The sequence below is a fragment of the Streptococcus pseudopneumoniae genome (assembly GCF_001074975.1).
Classification (GTDB): Bacteria; Bacillota; Bacilli; order Lactobacillales; family Streptococcaceae; genus Streptococcus; species Streptococcus pseudopneumoniae_D.
The window spans coordinates 1-18008 of record NZ_JUUO01000124.1 but is presented as its reverse complement, the minus strand read 5'-3'; the positions used below and the strand labels follow the sequence as shown (position 1 = coordinate 18008).

The 18008-nt window shown below is 40.9% G+C and carries 11 protein-coding genes and 2 pseudogenes; 12 read left to right on the top strand and 1 reads right to left on the bottom strand.

Annotation, left to right across the window (positions count from 1 at the left end; genetic code table 11):
- From ADI86_RS08220 to ADI86_RS08165, 12 genes and pseudogenes are all read left to right on the top strand, one after another.
- A pseudogene (locus tag ADI86_RS08220) lies at positions 1–223 on the top strand (hypothetical protein); the annotation flags it as partial.
- Positions 224–692: 469 nt separating this feature from the next.
- A complete protein-coding gene (ccdA2, locus tag ADI86_RS08215) occupies positions 693–1403 on the top strand; it encodes a thiol-disulfide oxidoreductase-associated membrane protein CcdA2 (protein ID WP_049532550.1) in 711 nt (236 codons plus the stop codon).
- 13 nt (positions 1404–1416) lie between these two features.
- On the top strand, positions 1417–1980 hold the full coding sequence (locus tag ADI86_RS08210; protein ID WP_049532549.1) for a redoxin family protein: 564 nt from the start codon (positions 1417–1419) through the stop codon (positions 1978–1980).
- Between the two features lie 9 nt (positions 1981–1989).
- Positions 1990–3102 (top strand): peptide-methionine (R)-S-oxide reductase MsrB, encoded by a 1113-nt coding sequence (gene msrB, locus ADI86_RS08205; protein ID WP_049532548.1) that lies wholly within the window; start codon positions 1990–1992, stop codon positions 3100–3102.
- 70 nt (positions 3103–3172) lie between these two features.
- On the top strand, positions 3173–3907 hold the full coding sequence (locus ADI86_RS08200) for a response regulator transcription factor (RefSeq protein ID WP_049532547.1): 735 nt from the start codon (positions 3173–3175) through the stop codon (positions 3905–3907).
- Positions 3907–5598 (top strand): cache domain-containing sensor histidine kinase, encoded by a 1692-nt coding sequence (locus tag ADI86_RS08195; RefSeq protein WP_049532546.1) that lies wholly within the window; start codon positions 3907–3909, stop codon positions 5596–5598. The genes ADI86_RS08200 and ADI86_RS08195 overlap by 1 nt, the downstream gene beginning before the upstream one ends.
- 114 nt (positions 5599–5712) lie before the next feature.
- Positions 5713–6276: a TIGR01440 family protein gene (locus ADI86_RS08190; RefSeq protein ID WP_049532545.1), complete on the top strand. Its 564-nt coding sequence runs from the start codon at positions 5713–5715 to the stop codon at positions 6274–6276.
- A gap of 1 nt (position 6277) precedes the next feature.
- The gene (locus tag ADI86_RS08185) at positions 6278–12325 is read left to right on the top strand and encodes a ZmpA/ZmpB/ZmpC family metallo-endopeptidase (protein ID WP_049532544.1); all 6048 of its coding nucleotides are present in this window, start codon (positions 6278–6280) and stop codon (positions 12323–12325) included.
- A 60-nt stretch (positions 12326–12385) separates the two neighbouring features.
- On the top strand, positions 12386–14104 hold the full coding sequence (pabB, locus tag ADI86_RS08180; RefSeq protein ID WP_049532543.1) for an aminodeoxychorismate synthase component I: 1719 nt from the start codon (positions 12386–12388) through the stop codon (positions 14102–14104).
- 108 nt (positions 14105–14212) lie between these two features.
- Positions 14213–15358 carry an Ltp family lipoprotein gene (locus ADI86_RS08175; RefSeq protein WP_049532542.1) on the top strand — a complete coding sequence of 382 codons (1146 nt, stop codon included), beginning with the start codon at positions 14213–14215 and terminating at the stop codon, positions 15356–15358.
- A 126-nt stretch (positions 15359–15484) separates the two neighbouring features.
- Positions 15485–16444, top strand: coding sequence for an ROK family glucokinase (locus ADI86_RS08170; protein WP_031227726.1), 960 nt, complete (start codon positions 15485–15487; stop codon positions 16442–16444).
- A 97-nt stretch (positions 16445–16541) separates the two neighbouring features.
- Entirely contained in the window at positions 16542–17381 is an 840-nt protein-coding gene (locus ADI86_RS08165) for a thymidylate synthase (protein WP_049532541.1), read from the top strand.
- 171 nt (positions 17382–17552) lie between these two features.
- On the opposite strand, the pseudogene ADI86_RS08160 reads toward ADI86_RS08165, so the two are convergent.
- Positions 17553–18008: pseudogene (locus ADI86_RS08160) on the bottom strand (IS630 family transposase); the annotation flags it as partial.

Here is an 18008-nt window from a genome sequence, read left to right as displayed (position 1 = left end):
ACGTATGCGCGAAGAACAAGCCTTGTTAGCACAGGACTATGCCTTGGAACAAGCTGAAGAAAAGGGCTTAGAGCGTGGTCTTGAACAGGGACTGGAGCGTGGGAAAATATTTACCTTTCTTGATTTAGTACGCCAACATGTTTTAACTTCAGAATTTGCGAGTGAGCAGTTGGGGATGACAGTAGCTGAGTTTGAGGCACTCTTATTAGACCATTACAAGTAATAGCATTCTTGGAACTAAAAAAATACAGAGAGACCAGCAAAGACAAGGTTCGCAAGCTCTGGTTGGAGTTTTTCTAAAACAGTAAGTCAACGACAGATTGTTCCGTGATAGATGGAAGAATCTGTTTTTTAGTTATGCTAGATGTGAGCTCTGAAACAGTAATAGTCTTCGAAAATCTCTTCAAACTACGTCAGCTTGCATCTGCAACCTCAAAACAGTATTTTGAGTTGACTTCGTCAGTTCTATCCACAACCTCAAAACTGTGTTTTGAGCAGCCTGCAGCTAGCTTCCTAGTTTGCTCTTTGATTTTTATTGAGTATAAGATAGCTTACCTTTTGTATTCATGCTTCTTTTGATTTTTTTGAAGTATAATCTGATTAAATTCCTATTTTTCCCTATCATTGTCCCTGTTTTTTCTGGAGTTTTGGGGCTATAATAGTCCTATAAAATCAAAGAATGGAGGAAGGCAATGGCTAATATTATCTTTTTTATTAGTGTTTTTCTTGCTGGAATTTTTTCCTTCTTTTCTCCTTGTATTTTACCCTTGTTACCGGTCTATGCAGGGGTCTTGTTGGATGATAAAGATGGTGCTCAGGTTTCTAGTGGTAAATTTTCAATCTCAGTTGTTAGTTTATTGCGAACTTTGGCCTTTATAGCGGGGATTTCCTTTGTTTTTATCTTACTGGGCTATGGAGCTGGTTTTTTAGGCAATTTGCTGTATGCTTCTTGGTTTCAGTATGTGACGGGTGCGGTTATCATTCTCTTGGGCTTGCACCAGATGGAAGTCTTGCATTTGAAGGGACTCTACAAGGAAAGAAGGCTACAATTACAGAGAAAAGGGCAAAAGGGTAAGGGCTATAGTCAGGCATTTTTACTGGGATTGACCTTTAGTTTTGCTTGGACGCCTTGTGTGGGGCCGGTTCTGGGCTCTGTTTTGGCCTTGGCGGCTTCAGGTGGTTCAGGAGCTTGGCAGGGAGCTGGTCTCATGTTAATCTATACGCTGGGTCTAGCGCTACCATTTTTGGTTCTAGCTCTAGCCTCCAGCTATGTTTTGAAACATTTCCGAAAACTCCATCCCTACCTCGGCACCCTCAAAAAAGTAGGTGGTTTCCTCATTATCGTGATGGGAATCTTGGTGCTTTTGGGAAATGCTTCCATTTTGACTACATTATTTGAATAGAGAGGAAAAAGAAGTGAAAAAATGGCAAACATGTCTCCTTGGAGTCGGCTCAATCTGTTGCTTGGCAGCCTGTTCGGCTAAAAATATGTCAGACCAATCTACTATGAAGGAGCAAACAAAAACAGAACAAGTCAGTGCGCACACTGCGACTAAAGGTCAGGCAGTTGCTGATTTTGAACTGACGGGAGTAGATGGCAAGACCTACCGCTTGTCTGATTACAAGGGCAAGAAAGTCTATCTCAAATTCTGGGCTTCTTGGTGTTCCATCTGTCTAGCCAGCCTTCCAGATACGGATGAAATTGCTAAAGAGGCTGGTGATGATTATGTGGTCTTGACAGTGGTGTCTCCTGGACACAAGGGAGAACAAGCTGAAGCAGACTTTAAGAACTGGTACAAGGGCTTGGATTATAAAAATTTCCCAGTTCTAATTGATCCGTCAGGCAAACTTTTGGAAAGTTATGGTGTCCGTTCTTACCCAACTCAAGCCTTTATAGACAAGGAAGGCAAGCTGGTCAAAACGCAACCAGGTTTTATGGATAAGGATATGATTTTAAAGACATTGAAAGAAATGGGGTAGAGAAAGGTCATGAATGATAAAGTAAAACTTTTTATTTTGGCAGGGATTTTTTTCCTAGCCATAACCGGTTTCTATTTTCTATTGATGCGAAATGCAGGGCAGACAGATAGCTCGCAAATTGAGAAAGCGTCAGTTAGCCAAGGAGGAAAAACAGTGAAAAAAACAGAAGTTAGTAAAGATGCAGACTTGCACGAAATTTATCTAGCTGGAGGTTGTTTCTGGGGAGTTGAGGAATACTTCTCACGCGTTCCCGGTGTAACAGATGCCGTATCAGGCTATGCAAATGGTAGAGGGGAAACAACCAAGTACGAATTGATTAACCAAACAGGTCATGCGGAGACTGTTCATGTCACCTATGACGCCAATCAAATTTCCCTCAAGGAAATCCTGCTTCACTATTTCCGCATTATCAATCCAACCAGCAAAAATAAACAAGGAAATGATGTGGGAACCCAGTACCGTACTGGTGTTTATTACACAGATGACAAGGATTTAGAGGTGATTAACCAGGTCTTTGATGAGGTGGCTAAGAAATACGATCAACCTTTAGCAGTTGAAAAGGAGACCTTGAAGAATTTTGTGGTGGCTGAGGATTACCACCAAGACTATCTCAAGAAAAATCCAAATGGCTACTGTCATATCAATGTCAATCAGGCGGCCTATCCCGTCATTGATGCCAGCAAATATCCCAAACCAAGTGATGAAGAATTGAAAAAGACCCTGTCACCTGAGGAGTATGCAGTTACCCAGAAAAATCAAACAGAACGGGCTTTCTCAAACCGCTACTGGGATAAATTTGAATCTGGTATCTATGTGGATGTAGCAACTGGCGAACCTCTCTTTTCATCAAAGGACAAGTTTGAGTCTGGTTGTGGCTGGCCTAGTTTCACCCAACCCATCAGTCCAGATGTTGCCACCTACAAGGAAGATAAGTCCTACAATATGACACGCATGGAAGTGCGGAGCCGAGTTGGAGATTCTCACCTTGGCCATGTCTTTACGGACGGCCCACAGGACAAGGGGGGCTTACGCTACTGTATCAATAGTCTTTCTATCCGCTTTATTCCCAAAGACCAAATGGAAGAAAAAGGCTATGCTTATTTACTAGATTATGTTGATTAAGTGACCTTTCCTAAGCAGTTAGAGGAGAATTTTGCTATACTGATACTAGTAAGTGATAAAGGAGCAGAGCATGACCTACACAATCTTAATCGTAGAAGATGAATATCTGGTAAGACAAGGCTTGACCAAGCTGGTCAATGTAGCAGCCTACGATATGGAAATCATCGGTCAGGCTGAAAATGGAAGGCAGGCTTGGGAATTGATACAAAAGCAGGTTCCGGATATCATTTTAACCGATATCAACATGCCCCAGCTAAATGGTATCCAGTTGGCAAGTCTGGTCCGAGAAACCTATCCTCAGGTTCATCTAGTTTTTTTGACAGGCTACGATGATTTTGATTATGCCCTTTCTGCTGTCAAACTCGGTGTGGATGACTACCTGCTCAAACCCTTTTCTCGTCGGGATATTGAGGAAATGTTGGGGAAAATCAAGCAAAAACTAGACAAGGAAGAGAAAGAAGAGCAGTTACAAGATTTATTGACCGATAAGTTTGAAGGAAACATGGCCCAGAAAATCCAGTCCCATCTGGCTGATAGCCAATTCAGTTTAAAGTCTTTAGCCAGTGACTTGGGCTTTAGTCCGACCTATCTGAGTTCCTTGATTAAGAAAGAGCTGGGGTTGCCTTTTCAGGATTATTTGGTGCGAGAACGTGTCAAACAAGCCAAGCTCTTGCTTTTGACTACAGATCTGAAGATTTACGAGATAGCTGAAAAGGTTGGTTTTGAAGATATGAACTACTTTACCCAACGTTTTAAACAGATTGCAGGTGTGACCCCTCGTCAGTTTAAGAAGGGGGAAGGTTGATGAAGCGTTCTTCTCTCCTAGTCAGAATGGTTATTTCCATCTTTCTGGTCTTTCTCATTCTCCTAGCTCTGGTTGGAACTTTCTACTATCAATCTAGTTCATCAGCTATTGAGGCTACCATTGAAGGTAATAACCAAACGACTATCAGTCAGACTAGCCACTTTATCCAGTCTTATATCAAAAAATTAGAAACCACCTCGACTAGTTTGACTCAGCAGGCAGATGTCCTAACCTATACTGAGAATCCCAGTCAAGACAGAGTAAAGGGAATTCGAGATCTATTTTTGACCATTTTGAAGGCAGACCAGGACTTGAAAACTGTTGTGTTGGTGACCAAATCTGGTCAGGTCATTTCTACAGATGACAGTGTGCAGATGAAAACTTCCTCTGATATGATGGCTGAGGATTGGTACCAAAAGGCCATTCATCAGGGGTCTAAGCCCGTTTTGACTCCAGCTCGTAAATCAGATAGTCAATGGGTTATTTCTGTCACTCAAGAACTTGTTGATGCAAAAGGAGCCAATCTGGGTGTGTTTCGTTTGGATATTTCCTACGAAACTCTGGAAGCCTATCTCAACCAACTTCAGTTGGGTCAGCAGGGCTTCGCCTTTATCATCAATGAAAACCATGAATTTGTTTATCATCCTAAACATACAGTTTATAGTTCGTCTAGCGAAATGGAGTCCATGAAACCCTACATCGAGACAGGGCAGGGTTATACTCCAGACCACCAATCCTATGTCAGTCAAGAAAAGATTGCTGGAACTGATTGGACGGTGCTTGGCGTGTCTTCACTGGAGAAATTAGACCAGGTTCGGAGTCAACTCTTGTGGACCTTGCTTGGTGCTAGTGTCACATCTCTTCTTGCCTGTCTCTGCTTGGTGTGGTTCAGTCTCAAGCGATGGATTGCTCCTTTGAAGGACTTGAGAGAAACCATGCTGGAAATTGCTTCGGGTGCTCAAAATCTGCGTGCCAAGGAAGCGGGTGCTTATGAATTGAGAGAGGTGACTCGCCAGTTCAATGCTATGTTGAATCAGATTGATCAGCTGATGGCAGCTATTCGCAGGCAGGAAGAAACAACCCGTCAGTACCAACTTCAAGCTCTATCAAGCCAGATTAATCCTCATTTCCTATATAATACCTTAGATACCATCATCTGGATGGCTGAGTTTCGGGACAGTCAGCGAGTGGTTCAGGTGACCAAATCCTTGGCTACCTATTTCCGCTTGGCACTCAATCAAGGCAAGGACTTGATTTGCCTCTCTGACGAAATCAATCATGTCCGCCAGTATCTCTTTATTCAGAAACAACGCTATGGAGACAAGCTGGACTATGGGATTGATGAAAACCCTGCCTTTGATAATTTAGTCTTGCCTAAGCTGGTCTTACAACCCCTTGTAGAGAATGCTCTTTACCATGGCATCAAGGAGAAGGAAGGTCAGGGACATATTAGAGTCTCTGTCCAGAAACAGGATTCAGGATTGGTCATCCGTATTGAGGATGATGGAGTTGGCTTCCAGACTGCTGCTGATAGTAGTCAAAGTCAACTCAAACGTGGGGGAGTTGGTCTTCAAAATGTTAACCAGCGACTCAAACTTCATTTTGGAGAACATTACCAGATGAAGATTGATTCTACACCCCAAAAAGGGACGAAAGTGGAAATATACATAAATAGAATAGAAACTAGTTAACTCCCAGTCAATTCTGGGAGTTTTATGCGTAATTGGGCAAGCTTTCTAGGTTGTATATCTTGCTAAAACGTAGAAAAAACGATATGATAGATAATGACAAAAGAGGTATCAAGTATGAAGGAAAAAGACATTCAAAGAGACACAAGTCAGATTGTAAAAGATGTATTAGAAAAGGCCAATTTGAAGCAAGGATCTATCTTTGTTTTGGGCCTTTCTTCTAGTGAAGTGATAGGTGGTCAGATTGGCAAGGAATCCAGCCAAGAAATTGGGGAAATCATTGTGAAGACTATCCTAGATATCCTAGAGGAAAAAGGAATTCATCTAGCCGTTCAAGGTTGTGAACATGTCAATCGGGCTCTCGTTGTGGAACGTCAGTTGGCAGAGCAGTTTGATCTGGAAATGGTCAGTGTCCTTCCTACCCTTCATGCAGGAGGTTCAGGTCAGTTGGCAGCCTTCAAGTTTATGCAAGATCCAGTTGAGGTTGAATTTATCAAGGCTCATGCTGGATTGGATATTGGGGACACTGCAATTGGTATGCATGTCAAGCATGTTCAGGTTCCCATTCGACCAGTCTTAAGAGAGATTGGCCAGGCTCATGTAACGGCTCTTGCTAGCCGTCCAAAATTAATCGGAGGTGCGCGTGCGCACTATCCAATAGATCACATTAGAAAGATTTAAAATGAAAAACAGAAAAATGCAGTTTGATAAAGTCATCAAATACTCTATTCGGAAGTTCTCAGTTGGTGTCGGTTCTGCGGTAATCGGGACATTTCTTTTGGGAGCAAACAACTTTTTAGCTGAAACTGTTGTAGCTAACGAAGTAGCGACACCTAACCAAGTTCATTACCGTTATTTGGCTGAACAGGAATTGATAGAAGCAGAAAAAGCTTTGCTCCATCGCGAACTCCCTTCAGATTTAAAACAAGATGATGTTGTTTATCTTGTTTACAGAAAAAAGGAAGTGAATTCTCAACAATTGCCGAACACTGGAAGCAAGGAGTTGGCATTGGCAACTCTCGGTTTTGCAACAGCGTCTTTGGTTGTCGTTGTGATGTCTAAAAAACACCGCAATAAAATGTTGGGTATTCTCTTTATTGGAGCGCTAGGTGGTAGTTACTTTATCCCTCAATCAGCTCAAGCATTTGAGAATAAAATCTTGGTGTCCTACAACCAAACGATTGCTGCAAGTAGTCAAGAGGACTTAGCCAAAGGTGTCATTCAAATTGAAGGATACGAATATGTAGGTTACTTTAAAGCATCAGATTTCCAAGAACAACCAGAGCAAATTGCTACTGCTAAGGGAACGCAAGAAGCAGGTCATGAAAGTGAATCTCTGGTTCAACCAGAATTGCCAGCGTACGCAGGTGATATTAGTGCTAAAGGAACTCAAGAAGCAGGCCATGAAGGTGAATCTATGGTTCAACCAGAATTGCCAGCTTACACAGGTGAGATTAGCGCTAAAGGCACTCAAGAAAAAGGCCATGAAGGTGAATCTCTGATTCAACCAGAATTGCCAGCTTATACAGAAGAGATCAGTGCTAAAGGCACTCAAGAAAAAGGTCACCAAGGCGAAGCTTTAGTTCAGCCAGAATTGCCAGCTTATACAGAAGAGGTCAGTGCTAAAGGCACGCAAGAAGAGGGCCACCAAGGCGAAGCGTTAGTTCAGCCAGAAGCCCCAGCTTACACAGGTGAGATTAGTACTAAAGGCACTCAAGAAGCAGGTCACGAAGGTGAGTCTCTAGTTCAGCCAGAAGAACCAGCTTATAAACCTGAAGAAAGTGCTAAAGGCACGCAAGAAGAGGGCCACCAAGGCGAAGCTTTAGTTCAGCCAGAGTTGCCAGCCTACACAGGCGAGATTACAGCAAAAGGCACGCAAGAAGCAGGTCACGAAGGTGAGTCCTTAGTTCAGCCAGAATTGCCAGCCTACACAGGTGAGATTAGTGCTAAAGGAACTCAAGAAGAGGGCCACCAAGGTGAATCTCTAGTTCAGCCAGAATTGCCAGCCTACACAGGTGAGATCAGTGCTAAAGGAACTCAAGAAGAGGGCCACGAAGGTGAATCTCTAGTTCAGCCAGAAAACCCAGCCTACACAGGTGAACTTACAGCTAAAGGTACCCAAGAAGAGGGTCACCAAGGTGAGTCTCTAGTTCAGCCAGAATTGCCAGAGTATAAAGTAGCTGAAGCAACTATCACGGAAACTGAAACTGTAGAAATTCCATATACAAAGGAGTATGTAGCTGATGATACTCGTTACACTGATGAAGAAACAGTGATTCAAAATGGTCAAGCCGGAAGTCAGCTGATTCATCGTGTCTATAAGACAGTTGATGGCCAAAAAGTTGGGGACCCAATCAGCACGAGTACAGAAACTGTTAAGGCGCCAGTAAACGAAAAAATTAGTCGTGGTACCAAGGCTATTGAAGGTCAAGTTGAAGAAGTTTCGTTTGAAGAAATTCCTTTCGAGACAAGAACAGAAGTAGACAGCACTCTTCCGAAGGGAACAGAAGTTGTTGCTCAAGCTGGTCAAAACGGTAAGAAAAAGATTACCAAAGTCTATAAGACTCTTAAAGGAGTGAAAACTGCAGATGCTCCAACGATTTCAGAGGAAGTTGTTGAAGCAGTTCAAGATCGTATCATCAAAAAAGGTGATCAAATCTTGACTGAGCCAACGTTGACCCTCACTCATATAGATAAAGAAGAATTAGAGCGTAGCGCCAAGGTTCGTTACCAATTGGTCAAACCAACAGGTGTAACCATTAAATCTCTTGAAGTTGTTTTGAAAGATAGTGATACTAGCCTTCAAACAGTCAACATGTCTGAGGGAGACCTGACTGCAAATCTTACAGACTTGAAATACTACAAGGACTACAAGATTGCGACTAAGATGGTTTACGATCGTGGAAATGGGAATGAAGAAGTAGTTCTCACGGAAGAACCACTAAGACTCGATCTCAAAAAAGTCGAAGTTAAAAACATTAAGGAAACAAGCCTTATCAGTGTTGATGACCAAGGTGTAGAAACTGATAATAGTCTCTTGTCAGCAAAACCATCAGATATTAAACCTTATTACTTGAAAGTGACAACTCATGATAACAAGGTAACAAAACTTGCTGTTGATAAGATTGAAGAGGTCACAGTTGATGGTAAAGCCTTGTTCAAAGTCACTGCGAAAGCACCAGACCTAGTCCAACGTAATGCAGATAATCAGTTTGCAGAGGAGTATGTCCATTATTTTGCTAAGCCAAAAGCTCATGAAGGTGATGTTTATTACGATTTCAGTGATCTTGTAAAAGCCATGCAGGACAATCCTACTGGTACCTTTAAGCTTGGTAGCAGTATGAATGCAAGTAACGTGCAAGCAGCCGGCAAGTCTTATGTAACCAATGCCTTCAAGGGAACATTGGAAAGTACAGAAGGTAATAAATTTGCCATCCATAACATTACGAGACCGTTGTTTGGTAACATCGAAGGTGGTACTGTTAAGAATCTCTTGCTTGAAAATGTCAACATTGACATGCCTGGATTTGATCGAGTAGCACCAATCGCAGGTGTTATCAAAAATAATGCAACTGTCGAAAATGTTAAAGTAACAGGTAATGTTGTCGGGGGCAACGATGTAGCTGGTATTATCAATAAAATTGATGGTAGTGGTAAGGTAAGTAATGTTGCCTTTATCGGTAAGATTCACGCTGCTGGAAACAAAGGTTGGTATTTAGCAGGTGTTCTAGGTGAAAACTGGAAAGGTATCGTAGAAAAAGCTTACGTTGATGCTGAAATTACTGGTAATAAAGCAAAAGCTGCAGGATTAGTTTATTCTTCTCAAAATGGTGGTGATAACCATACACTAGGTAGAGAAGGTGTTCTCAGAAATTCAGTTGCTAAAGGTTCTATCGAGCTGAAAGAAGCTGTTCAATCAGGTGGCTTACTCGGTACTAACTGGGCCTTGGGTGCTATTGAAGACAACATCACCATGATGAAAGTCAAAACTGGTGAAATGGTGTTCGGTCACTCTGATATTGACGCTGATGATTACTTCACCTATTCAAGAACAAAACGTAACTTCAGTGTTGAGGGTGTAAGTGAGGGTAATAAATCTTACAACAATTCTCGTAAGATTCCTAGCATCTCACAAGAAGAAGCTGACAAGAAGATTGAAGCAATGGGAATCACTGCTGATAAGTTTGAAAGCACGAAACCTGTTGAAGACAAACTCAATAACATTGTCAACAAAGCTGATCAATACAAAACAATCATTGGCTACGACGCCTCTCGTGAGCTTGCTTACCGCAACATCGAAAAACTTCAACCATTCTATAACAAAGAATGGATCGTCAACCAAGGGAACAAGCTTGCAGCTAATAGTCCATTAATGACTAAAGAAATCTTGTCTGTTACGGCGATGAAAGGCAATGCCTTTGTCACAGACCTTACAGATGCTGACCATATTTTTGTCCACTACGCAGATAAGACAAAAGACATCTTTACAATTTCACCGAAAGAATCTAAAGTTAAACAAGTGAAAGAATACAGTGTCGCTGAGCTTGGTGAAGTCGTTTATACACCAAATATGGTTGTTAAAGATCGTGCAGATTTAATCAGCGCTATCGAAAGTAAATTGAGTCCAGTTGAATTGCAATCTGACCCGATTTACCAACACTTGGGTAGAACTGGTGGCAACAAAGTCAATGCAATTAAGGATTTGTACTTAGAAGAAAGCTTCAAGTATGTTAAAGATAATCTTAATAAATTCGTTACGAAGTTAGTGGAAAATGAAGATCACCAACTTAACACAGATGAGGCTGCTAAACGTGCCTTGATTAAGAAAATCGATGACAATAAGGCTGCAGTTCTTCTTGGTTTGTCTTACCTCAACCGTTACTACGGAGTTAAATTCGATGACTTTAATATTAAAGAATTAATGCTATTCAAACCTGATTTCTACGGTAAAAACGTTAGCGTCTTAGATAGAATTATCAATATTGGATCTAAAGAAAGTTACATTAAAGGTGACCGTACTCACGACGCCTATCGTGAAGTCATCGCTGGTGCTACTGGTAAAGGTAATTTGCATGAGTTCTTGAAATACAATATGGAACTATTTACAAGTGATACGGACTTAAACGATTGGTTCATAAAAGCAACTAAAGATAATGTATATATTGTTGAGCCTAAAACAACAACTCCGGAGTTTGCTGATAAGAAACACAGAGCATACGAAGGATTAAACAACGATATGCATGGTAAGATGATTCTGCCGCTTCTAAACTTAAAAGATGCACATATGTTCTTAATTTCGACATATAACACTATGGCTTACAGTTCATTTGAAAAATACGGTAAGAATACTGCGGAAGAACGTGAAGCATTCAAAGCTGAAATCAATAAAGTTGCTAAAGGTCAACAAAACTACCTAGACTTCTGGTCTCGTTTATCATTAGATAAAGTTCGTAACCAACTGCTTAAGAGCAACAACATGGTACCAACACCAGTACTAGATAACCAAAACTATAAAGGTATAAGCACAGACCGTTATGGTCACACTGCTGATGGTAAAGATGTTGCACCAATCCGTGAATTATACGGACCAACAGATCGTTACCACGCAACTGACTGGCGTATGGGAGCTGTAGCTCGTATTTATGGTAACCCTTATAAAGACGATTCAGTCTTCTTCATGGTTACTGACATGATTAGTGACTTCGGTATCTCAGCCTTCACTCACGAAACGACTCACGTAAATGACCGTATGGTTTACTTAGGTGGTTCAAGACACCGTGAAGGTACTGACTTAGAGGCATTTGCACAAGGTATGTTACAATCACCTGCTGAAACAAGTCCAAACGGTGACTTTAAAGCACTAGGGTTGAACATGGCCTACGAACGTCCAAATGACGGAAATCAATGGTATAACACAAATCCAAATGATTTGACATCTCGTGCAGGAATCGATAACTACATGAAAGGTTTCAATGATACGCTTATGCTTCTTGATTATCTTGAAGGAGAAGCTGTAATTGATAAACGTAGTAAAGAACTAAATAACGCTTGGTTCAAGAAAGTAGATAAGCAACTTCGTGGAGCTAATACGAAGAACCAATACGACAACGTAAGAGATTTAAATGCAGAAGAAAAAGAATATAATTTAACATCTGTTAACGACTTAGTAGAGAAAAACTTCATGACTAAGCACGGTCCTGGTAATGGTCAGTATGACCCAACTGGATTTGGTTCTGCTTATGTAACTGTGCCTATCACTGCAGGTATCTACGGAGGTAATACAAGTGAAGGGGCTCCAGGAGCAATGTCATTCAAACATAACACCTTCCGTATGTGGGGTTACTTTGGATATGAAAAAGGTTTCCTAAATTATGCTTCTAACATGCTGAAAAATGAGTCTAAACAAGCAGGTCATGCTACTCTAGGAGATGACTTCATCATTAAGAAAGTTTCTGATGGTAAATTTAGTACTCTAGAAGATTGGAAGAAGGCATACTTCAAAGAAGTTGTTGATAAAGCTAAAGCAGGATTTAACCCAGTTACAATTGACGGCACTACATACAGTAGTTACGACGATTTAAAACAAGCATTCGCTGCAGCTGTTGAAAAAGATAAAGCAACTCTTAAAAATGGATCAGTTAAATTTGATAATACTGTTGCACTTAAAGAGAAACTATACAAAAAACTTCTTCAACAAACAAACAGCTTTAAAACTTCAATCTTTAAATAATCGAAATCTCTCATCTGCTTTGCGGATGAGGGTTTTCTTATTTTGTGCTATACTTAAGATATGCATAGAAAAACAGTGATTGATTTTAGGGTTTTGGGGGAGAGATACACCTTTACCCAGCCGATTAAAGAGTTGAAAACGAGAAATGTAGCAGAAGTGGCAGATTTGCTGGCACAAGTGGAAAGCTACCAAGAGCAGGGCTACTATGTGGTGGGCTATGTCAGCTATGAGGCTGCACCTGTTTTTGAGGAGAAATTAGCTGTCCACTCTGCACCTTTGTTGGGAGAGTATCTGCTCTACTTTACGGTTCATGATAGTGTAGATAAATCTAGTATTCCGTTAGCTTATGATGAGGTTGATTTGCCTTCTGATTGGCAGGAGCTAACGTCTGCAGAGGAATATGAAAAGGCTATTGCCCAAATACATCATCATTTGCGGCAGGGAGACACCTATCAAGTCAACTACACCGTCCAACTCAAGCAAGATTTGAGTGCCAATCCTTTTGCCATTTACAATCGTATCGTGGTAGAGCAGGAGGCGGGCTACAATGCCTATGTTGAACATGATGAGATGGCAGTGATTTCCATGAGCCCAGAGCTCTTTTTTGAGCAGAATGATCGCGAGTTGACAACGCGACCAATGAAGGGAACGACTCAGCGTGGAGTAACTGACCAAGAAGACTTGGAGCAGGCCAGCTGGTTGGAGCAGGATTCTAAAAATCGCTCTGAAAATATGATGATTGTGGACCTCTTACGCAATGATATGAACCGTATTTCTGAGGTGGGGAGTGAGCATGTAGAACGTCTGTGCCAAGTAGAGCAGTATTCGACTGTTTGGCAGATGACCTCGACCATCAAGAGTCAGTTGCGAGAGAATGTTGACCTTGTTGAAATCTTTCGCGCTCTCTTTCCTTGTGGTTCCATAACGGGTGCACCTAAAATTGCGACTATGGAGATTATCAAAAATTTGGAGCCACAACCGCGTGGAGTCTACTGTGGAACGATTGGTCTCTTGCTTCCAAATGGGCGACGGATTTTTAATGTTGCGATTCGAACCATTCAACTATACAAAGGGCAAGCTATCTATGGAGTTGGCGGAGGTATTACATGGGTTAGCACATGGGAATCTGAATACCGCGAGGTTCATCAAAAGGCCGCTGTTCTCTATCGTAAACAAGCTCGCTTCCAACTGATTACGACAGGGAAAATCAGCCAGAAGAACCTGCTGTTTGAAGAACAACATTTGGAAAGACTGAGAACAGCTAGTCGGTATTTTGCTTTTCCTTTTGATTCAGAAGACTTGATACAAAAGATAGAGAAGGAGTGTCAGACTTGTGATGCTAATCAAGAGTACCGCTTGCGAATTAGCCTTAGCAAGTCTGGAGAGATAGAACTCATTCGTCAAATATTGGAACCTCTCAGTCCAACCTTCTGCCATGCCCAACTCTGCCTTCAGGAAGCCAATTTGCAACAAGCATTTACCTATTTTAAAACGACTTACAGACCGTATTTGAACCTAGGGGAGCAAGAGATCATTTACTACAATAAGTCAGGAGAGCTACTTGAAACCTCTATTGGAAATTTGGTTCTGAAAATTTCTGGGAAACTCTATACACCGCCTATCCGACTGGGAATCTTGCCAGGAATTTATCGGCAGCACTTGCTGGAAACAGGACAGGTAGAAGAAAAAGTCTTGACCTTAAAAGACTTAGTTCAAGCAGAAGCTATTTACGGCTGTAATGCAGTGAGAGGTTTGTATGAGTTATTTATTCAAAAATAAGAATTGTAATGAAAAGTTATAAGAACTAGGATTGATTTTTCCTTGAATTGAAGAAATAAATCTGATAAAATAAACATGAAATCGATATCATTTTTGTAGGAGAAAGAAATGAACAAACGTCTATTGTTTAAAATGAGTCTGGCTGCATTGCCAGTTTTAGCTTTGTTTTCACAACCCGTTTTAGCAGAAGAAGACATCCATTTTTCTAGCTGTAAGGAAGCTTGGGCTAATGGTTATTCGGATCTTCATGAGGGGGATCCTGGTTATTCTGCCAAGTTAGATCGCGATCATGATGGTGTGGCTTGCGAATTGAAGAATGCTCCTAAGGGTGCTTTCAAAGCAAAACAAGCAACTGCGGCTCAAAGCAACACAAGTTCAGCAACAACAAGTGGATGGGTTAAGCAGGACGGTGCTTGGTACTACTTTGATGGAAATGGAAATCCAGTGAAAAATGCTTGGCAGGGAAGCTATTACCTGAAAGCAGACGGAAAAATGGCCCAGAGCGAATGGATTTATGATGATTCTTATCAAGCTTGGTATTACTTGAAATCAGATGGATCTTATGCTTACAGTACATGGCAAGGAAATTACTATTTGAAATCAGATGGTAAGATGGCTGTCAATGAATGGGGTTATGACTCTTCTTATCAAGCCTGGTATTACTTGAAATCGGATGGTTCGTATGCTTACAGTACATGGCAAGGGAATTATTATCTAAAATCGAATGGTAAAATGGCTATCAATGAATGGGTTTATGATGCTACATATCAAGCTTGGTATTACTTGAAATCAGATGGATCTTATGCTTATAGTACATGGCAAGGGAATTATTATCTAAAATCGAATGGTAAAATGGCTGTCAATGAATGGGTTGATGGTGGACGTTATTATGTTGGTGCTGATGGAGTTTGGAAGGAAGGTCGAGCAAGTACAGCTTCTTCTAGTAATGATAGCAATAGTGAATATTCTGCTGCTTTAGGAAAGGCAAAAAGTTATAATTCGTTATTCCATATGTCAAAAAAACGTATGTATAGACAATTAACTTCTGATTTTGATAAATTTTCAAATGATGCAGCTCAATATGCGATTGATCATTTAGAAGCCGATTATAAATATAATGCCTTATTTAATGCTAAAAACTATAGAAAATTATTTAATATGTCTAAATCTCGTCTCATCAATCAATTGACCTCTTTTATAGATGGTTTTACAGAGGAAGAAGCTAACTATGCAGTTGATCATTTAGATGATTAACAGATACTGGTAGGCGAAAAAATTCCTGATAATTCATTTACGCAAACCTTTGCATAAATGAGTGAAATTTGTTATACTATAACTGTAAGCATTTTCAGTTAATTCATAATGAAAAAGGAGAATATGATGAGTCAAAAGATTATTGGGATTGATCTTGGTGGAACTTCTATCAAATTTGCAATCTTGACAACAGCAGGAGAGATCCAAGAAAAATGGTCTATCAAGACCAACATTTTGGATGAGGGAAGTCATATCGTAGATGATATGATTGAGTCTATTCAACATCGTTTGGACTTGCTTGGATTGGCAGCAGCAGACTTCCAAGGTATTGGAATGGGATCACCAGGTGTGGTTGACCGTGAAAAAGGAACTGTGATTGGTGCCTACAACTTGAACTGGAAAACCCTTCAACCAATCAAAGAAAAGATTGAAAAAGCCTTGGGCATTCCATTCTTCATCGATAATGATGCCAACGTAGCTGCTCTTGGTGAACGCTGGATGGGTGCTGGTGATAACCAACCAGACGTTGTCTTTATGACACTTGGTACAGGTGTTGGTGGTGGTATTGTCGCAGAAGGCAAATTGCTTCACGGTGTTGCTGGTGCAGCAGGTGAGCTGGGCCACATCACTGTTGACTTTGACCAACCAATCGCATGTACTTGCGGTAAGAAAGGCTGCCTTGAGACAGTCGCTTCTGCAACAGGGATTGTCAACTTGACTCGTCGTTATGCGGATGAATACGAAGGTGATGCAGCCTTGAAACGCTTGATTGATAACGGAGAAGAAGTAACTGCTAAGACTGTCTTTGACCTTGCAAAAGAAGGAGACGATCTTGCTTTGATCGTTTACCGTAACTTCTCACGTTACTTGGGAATCGCTTGTGCTAACATCGGTTCAATCCTAAACCCATCAACAATCGTCATCGGTGGTGGTGTATCAGCTGCGGGAGAATTCCTTTTACAAGGTGTTCAAAAAGTCTACGATGAAAATACTTTCCCACAAGTACGCACATCCACTAAATTAGCTCTTGCAACTCTAGGAAATGACGCTGGGGTTATCGGAGCAGCATCACTTGTATTGCAGTAAAATAAAAAAGGAGAAAACTACTTTCTAGAAGCGAGTGATTTTCCTCCTTTCTTTTTTTATGCTATACTAGTTAGGACAATGAATGAGGTGAAATGAAATGACAAAAGCAGATACGATTTTTAAAGAAAATATTAAACGAATCCTCAAAGACGGCGTTTTTTCTGAACAAGCACGTCCTAAGTACAAGGATGGGACAGTTGCCAACTCTAAGTACGTAACAGGTGCATTTACCGAGTATGATTTATCTAAAGGAGAATTCCCCATCACAACTTTGCGACCCATTGCCATCAAATCCGCCATCAAGGAAGTACTCTGGATTTACCAAGACCAGTCCAATAGCCTAGAAGTTCTCAATGACAAGTACAATGTTCACTACTGGAATGACTGGGAAGTGGGAGATACGGGGACAATCGGTGAGCGTTATGGGGCTGTTGTTAAGAAGCATGACATCATCAACAAAATCCTTAAGCAGTTGGAAGCTAATCCTTGGAACCGTCGTAATATCATCTCTCTCTGGGATTACCAAGCCTTTGAAGAAACAGACGGCCTCCTTCCATGCGCCTTTCAGACCATGTTTGATGTCCGCCGTGTAGATGGAGAAATCTATCTGGATGCTACCTTGACTCAGCGTTCGAATGACATGCTGGTGGCCCACCACATCAATGCTATGCAGTACGTAGCTCTTCAAATGATGATTGCCAAGCATTTTGGCTGGAAGGTTGGGAAGTTCTTCTACTTTATCAACAACCTCCATATCTATGACAATCAGTTTGAACAAGCTGAGGAATTGCTTCGTCGTGAGCCGTCAAATTGCCAACCACGTTTGGTCTTGAATGTACCAGACAAGACTAATTTCTTTGATATTAAAGCAGAAGATTTTGAGTTGGTGGATTATGACCCTGTCAAGCCACAGTTGAAGTTTGACCTAGCTATTTAAAAGAATAGGCTCTTTGTCAACTGTAGTGGGTTGAAGAAAAGCTAAGATCTAGAAAGAACACATTTCGTTCTTTCTTTTTTGATGTTAAGAGCGATAAAAATCCGTTTCTTAATACTCAATTGTTTTCAAAAAGCAACCTTGTCCATTGTCTGCTGACAGTGGATTTTATAGTCAACTGAAACAGGAGTAGGACAAAAGAGCCTCGTAAAAGGTATTGCAACTTGGTAGTACCTTTTTGAGGTGCTTTTTGATATGAGCCCATGTTTTCTCAATAGTATTGTACTCAGGTGAGTAGGGAGGAAGAGGTAAAAGTTTATGCCCAAACTCTTCGCATAAAATCTCTAGCTTCCCATTCTATGGAATCTTGCATTATCCAGAATAATAACCGATGGTGTGGTTAATATTGGTAAGAGAAACTTCTGAAACCAAGCTTCAAAAAAGTCGCTCGTCATTGTTTCTTCGTAAGTCATTGGGGCGATTAACTCGCCATTTATTAGCCCAGCAACCAAAGAAATCCTCTGATATCTTCTTCCAGATATTTTACATCTTATTAACTGACCTTTTAATGAGCGACCATATTCTCGATAAAAATAAGTATCGAATCCTGTTTCATCAATATAAACAGGT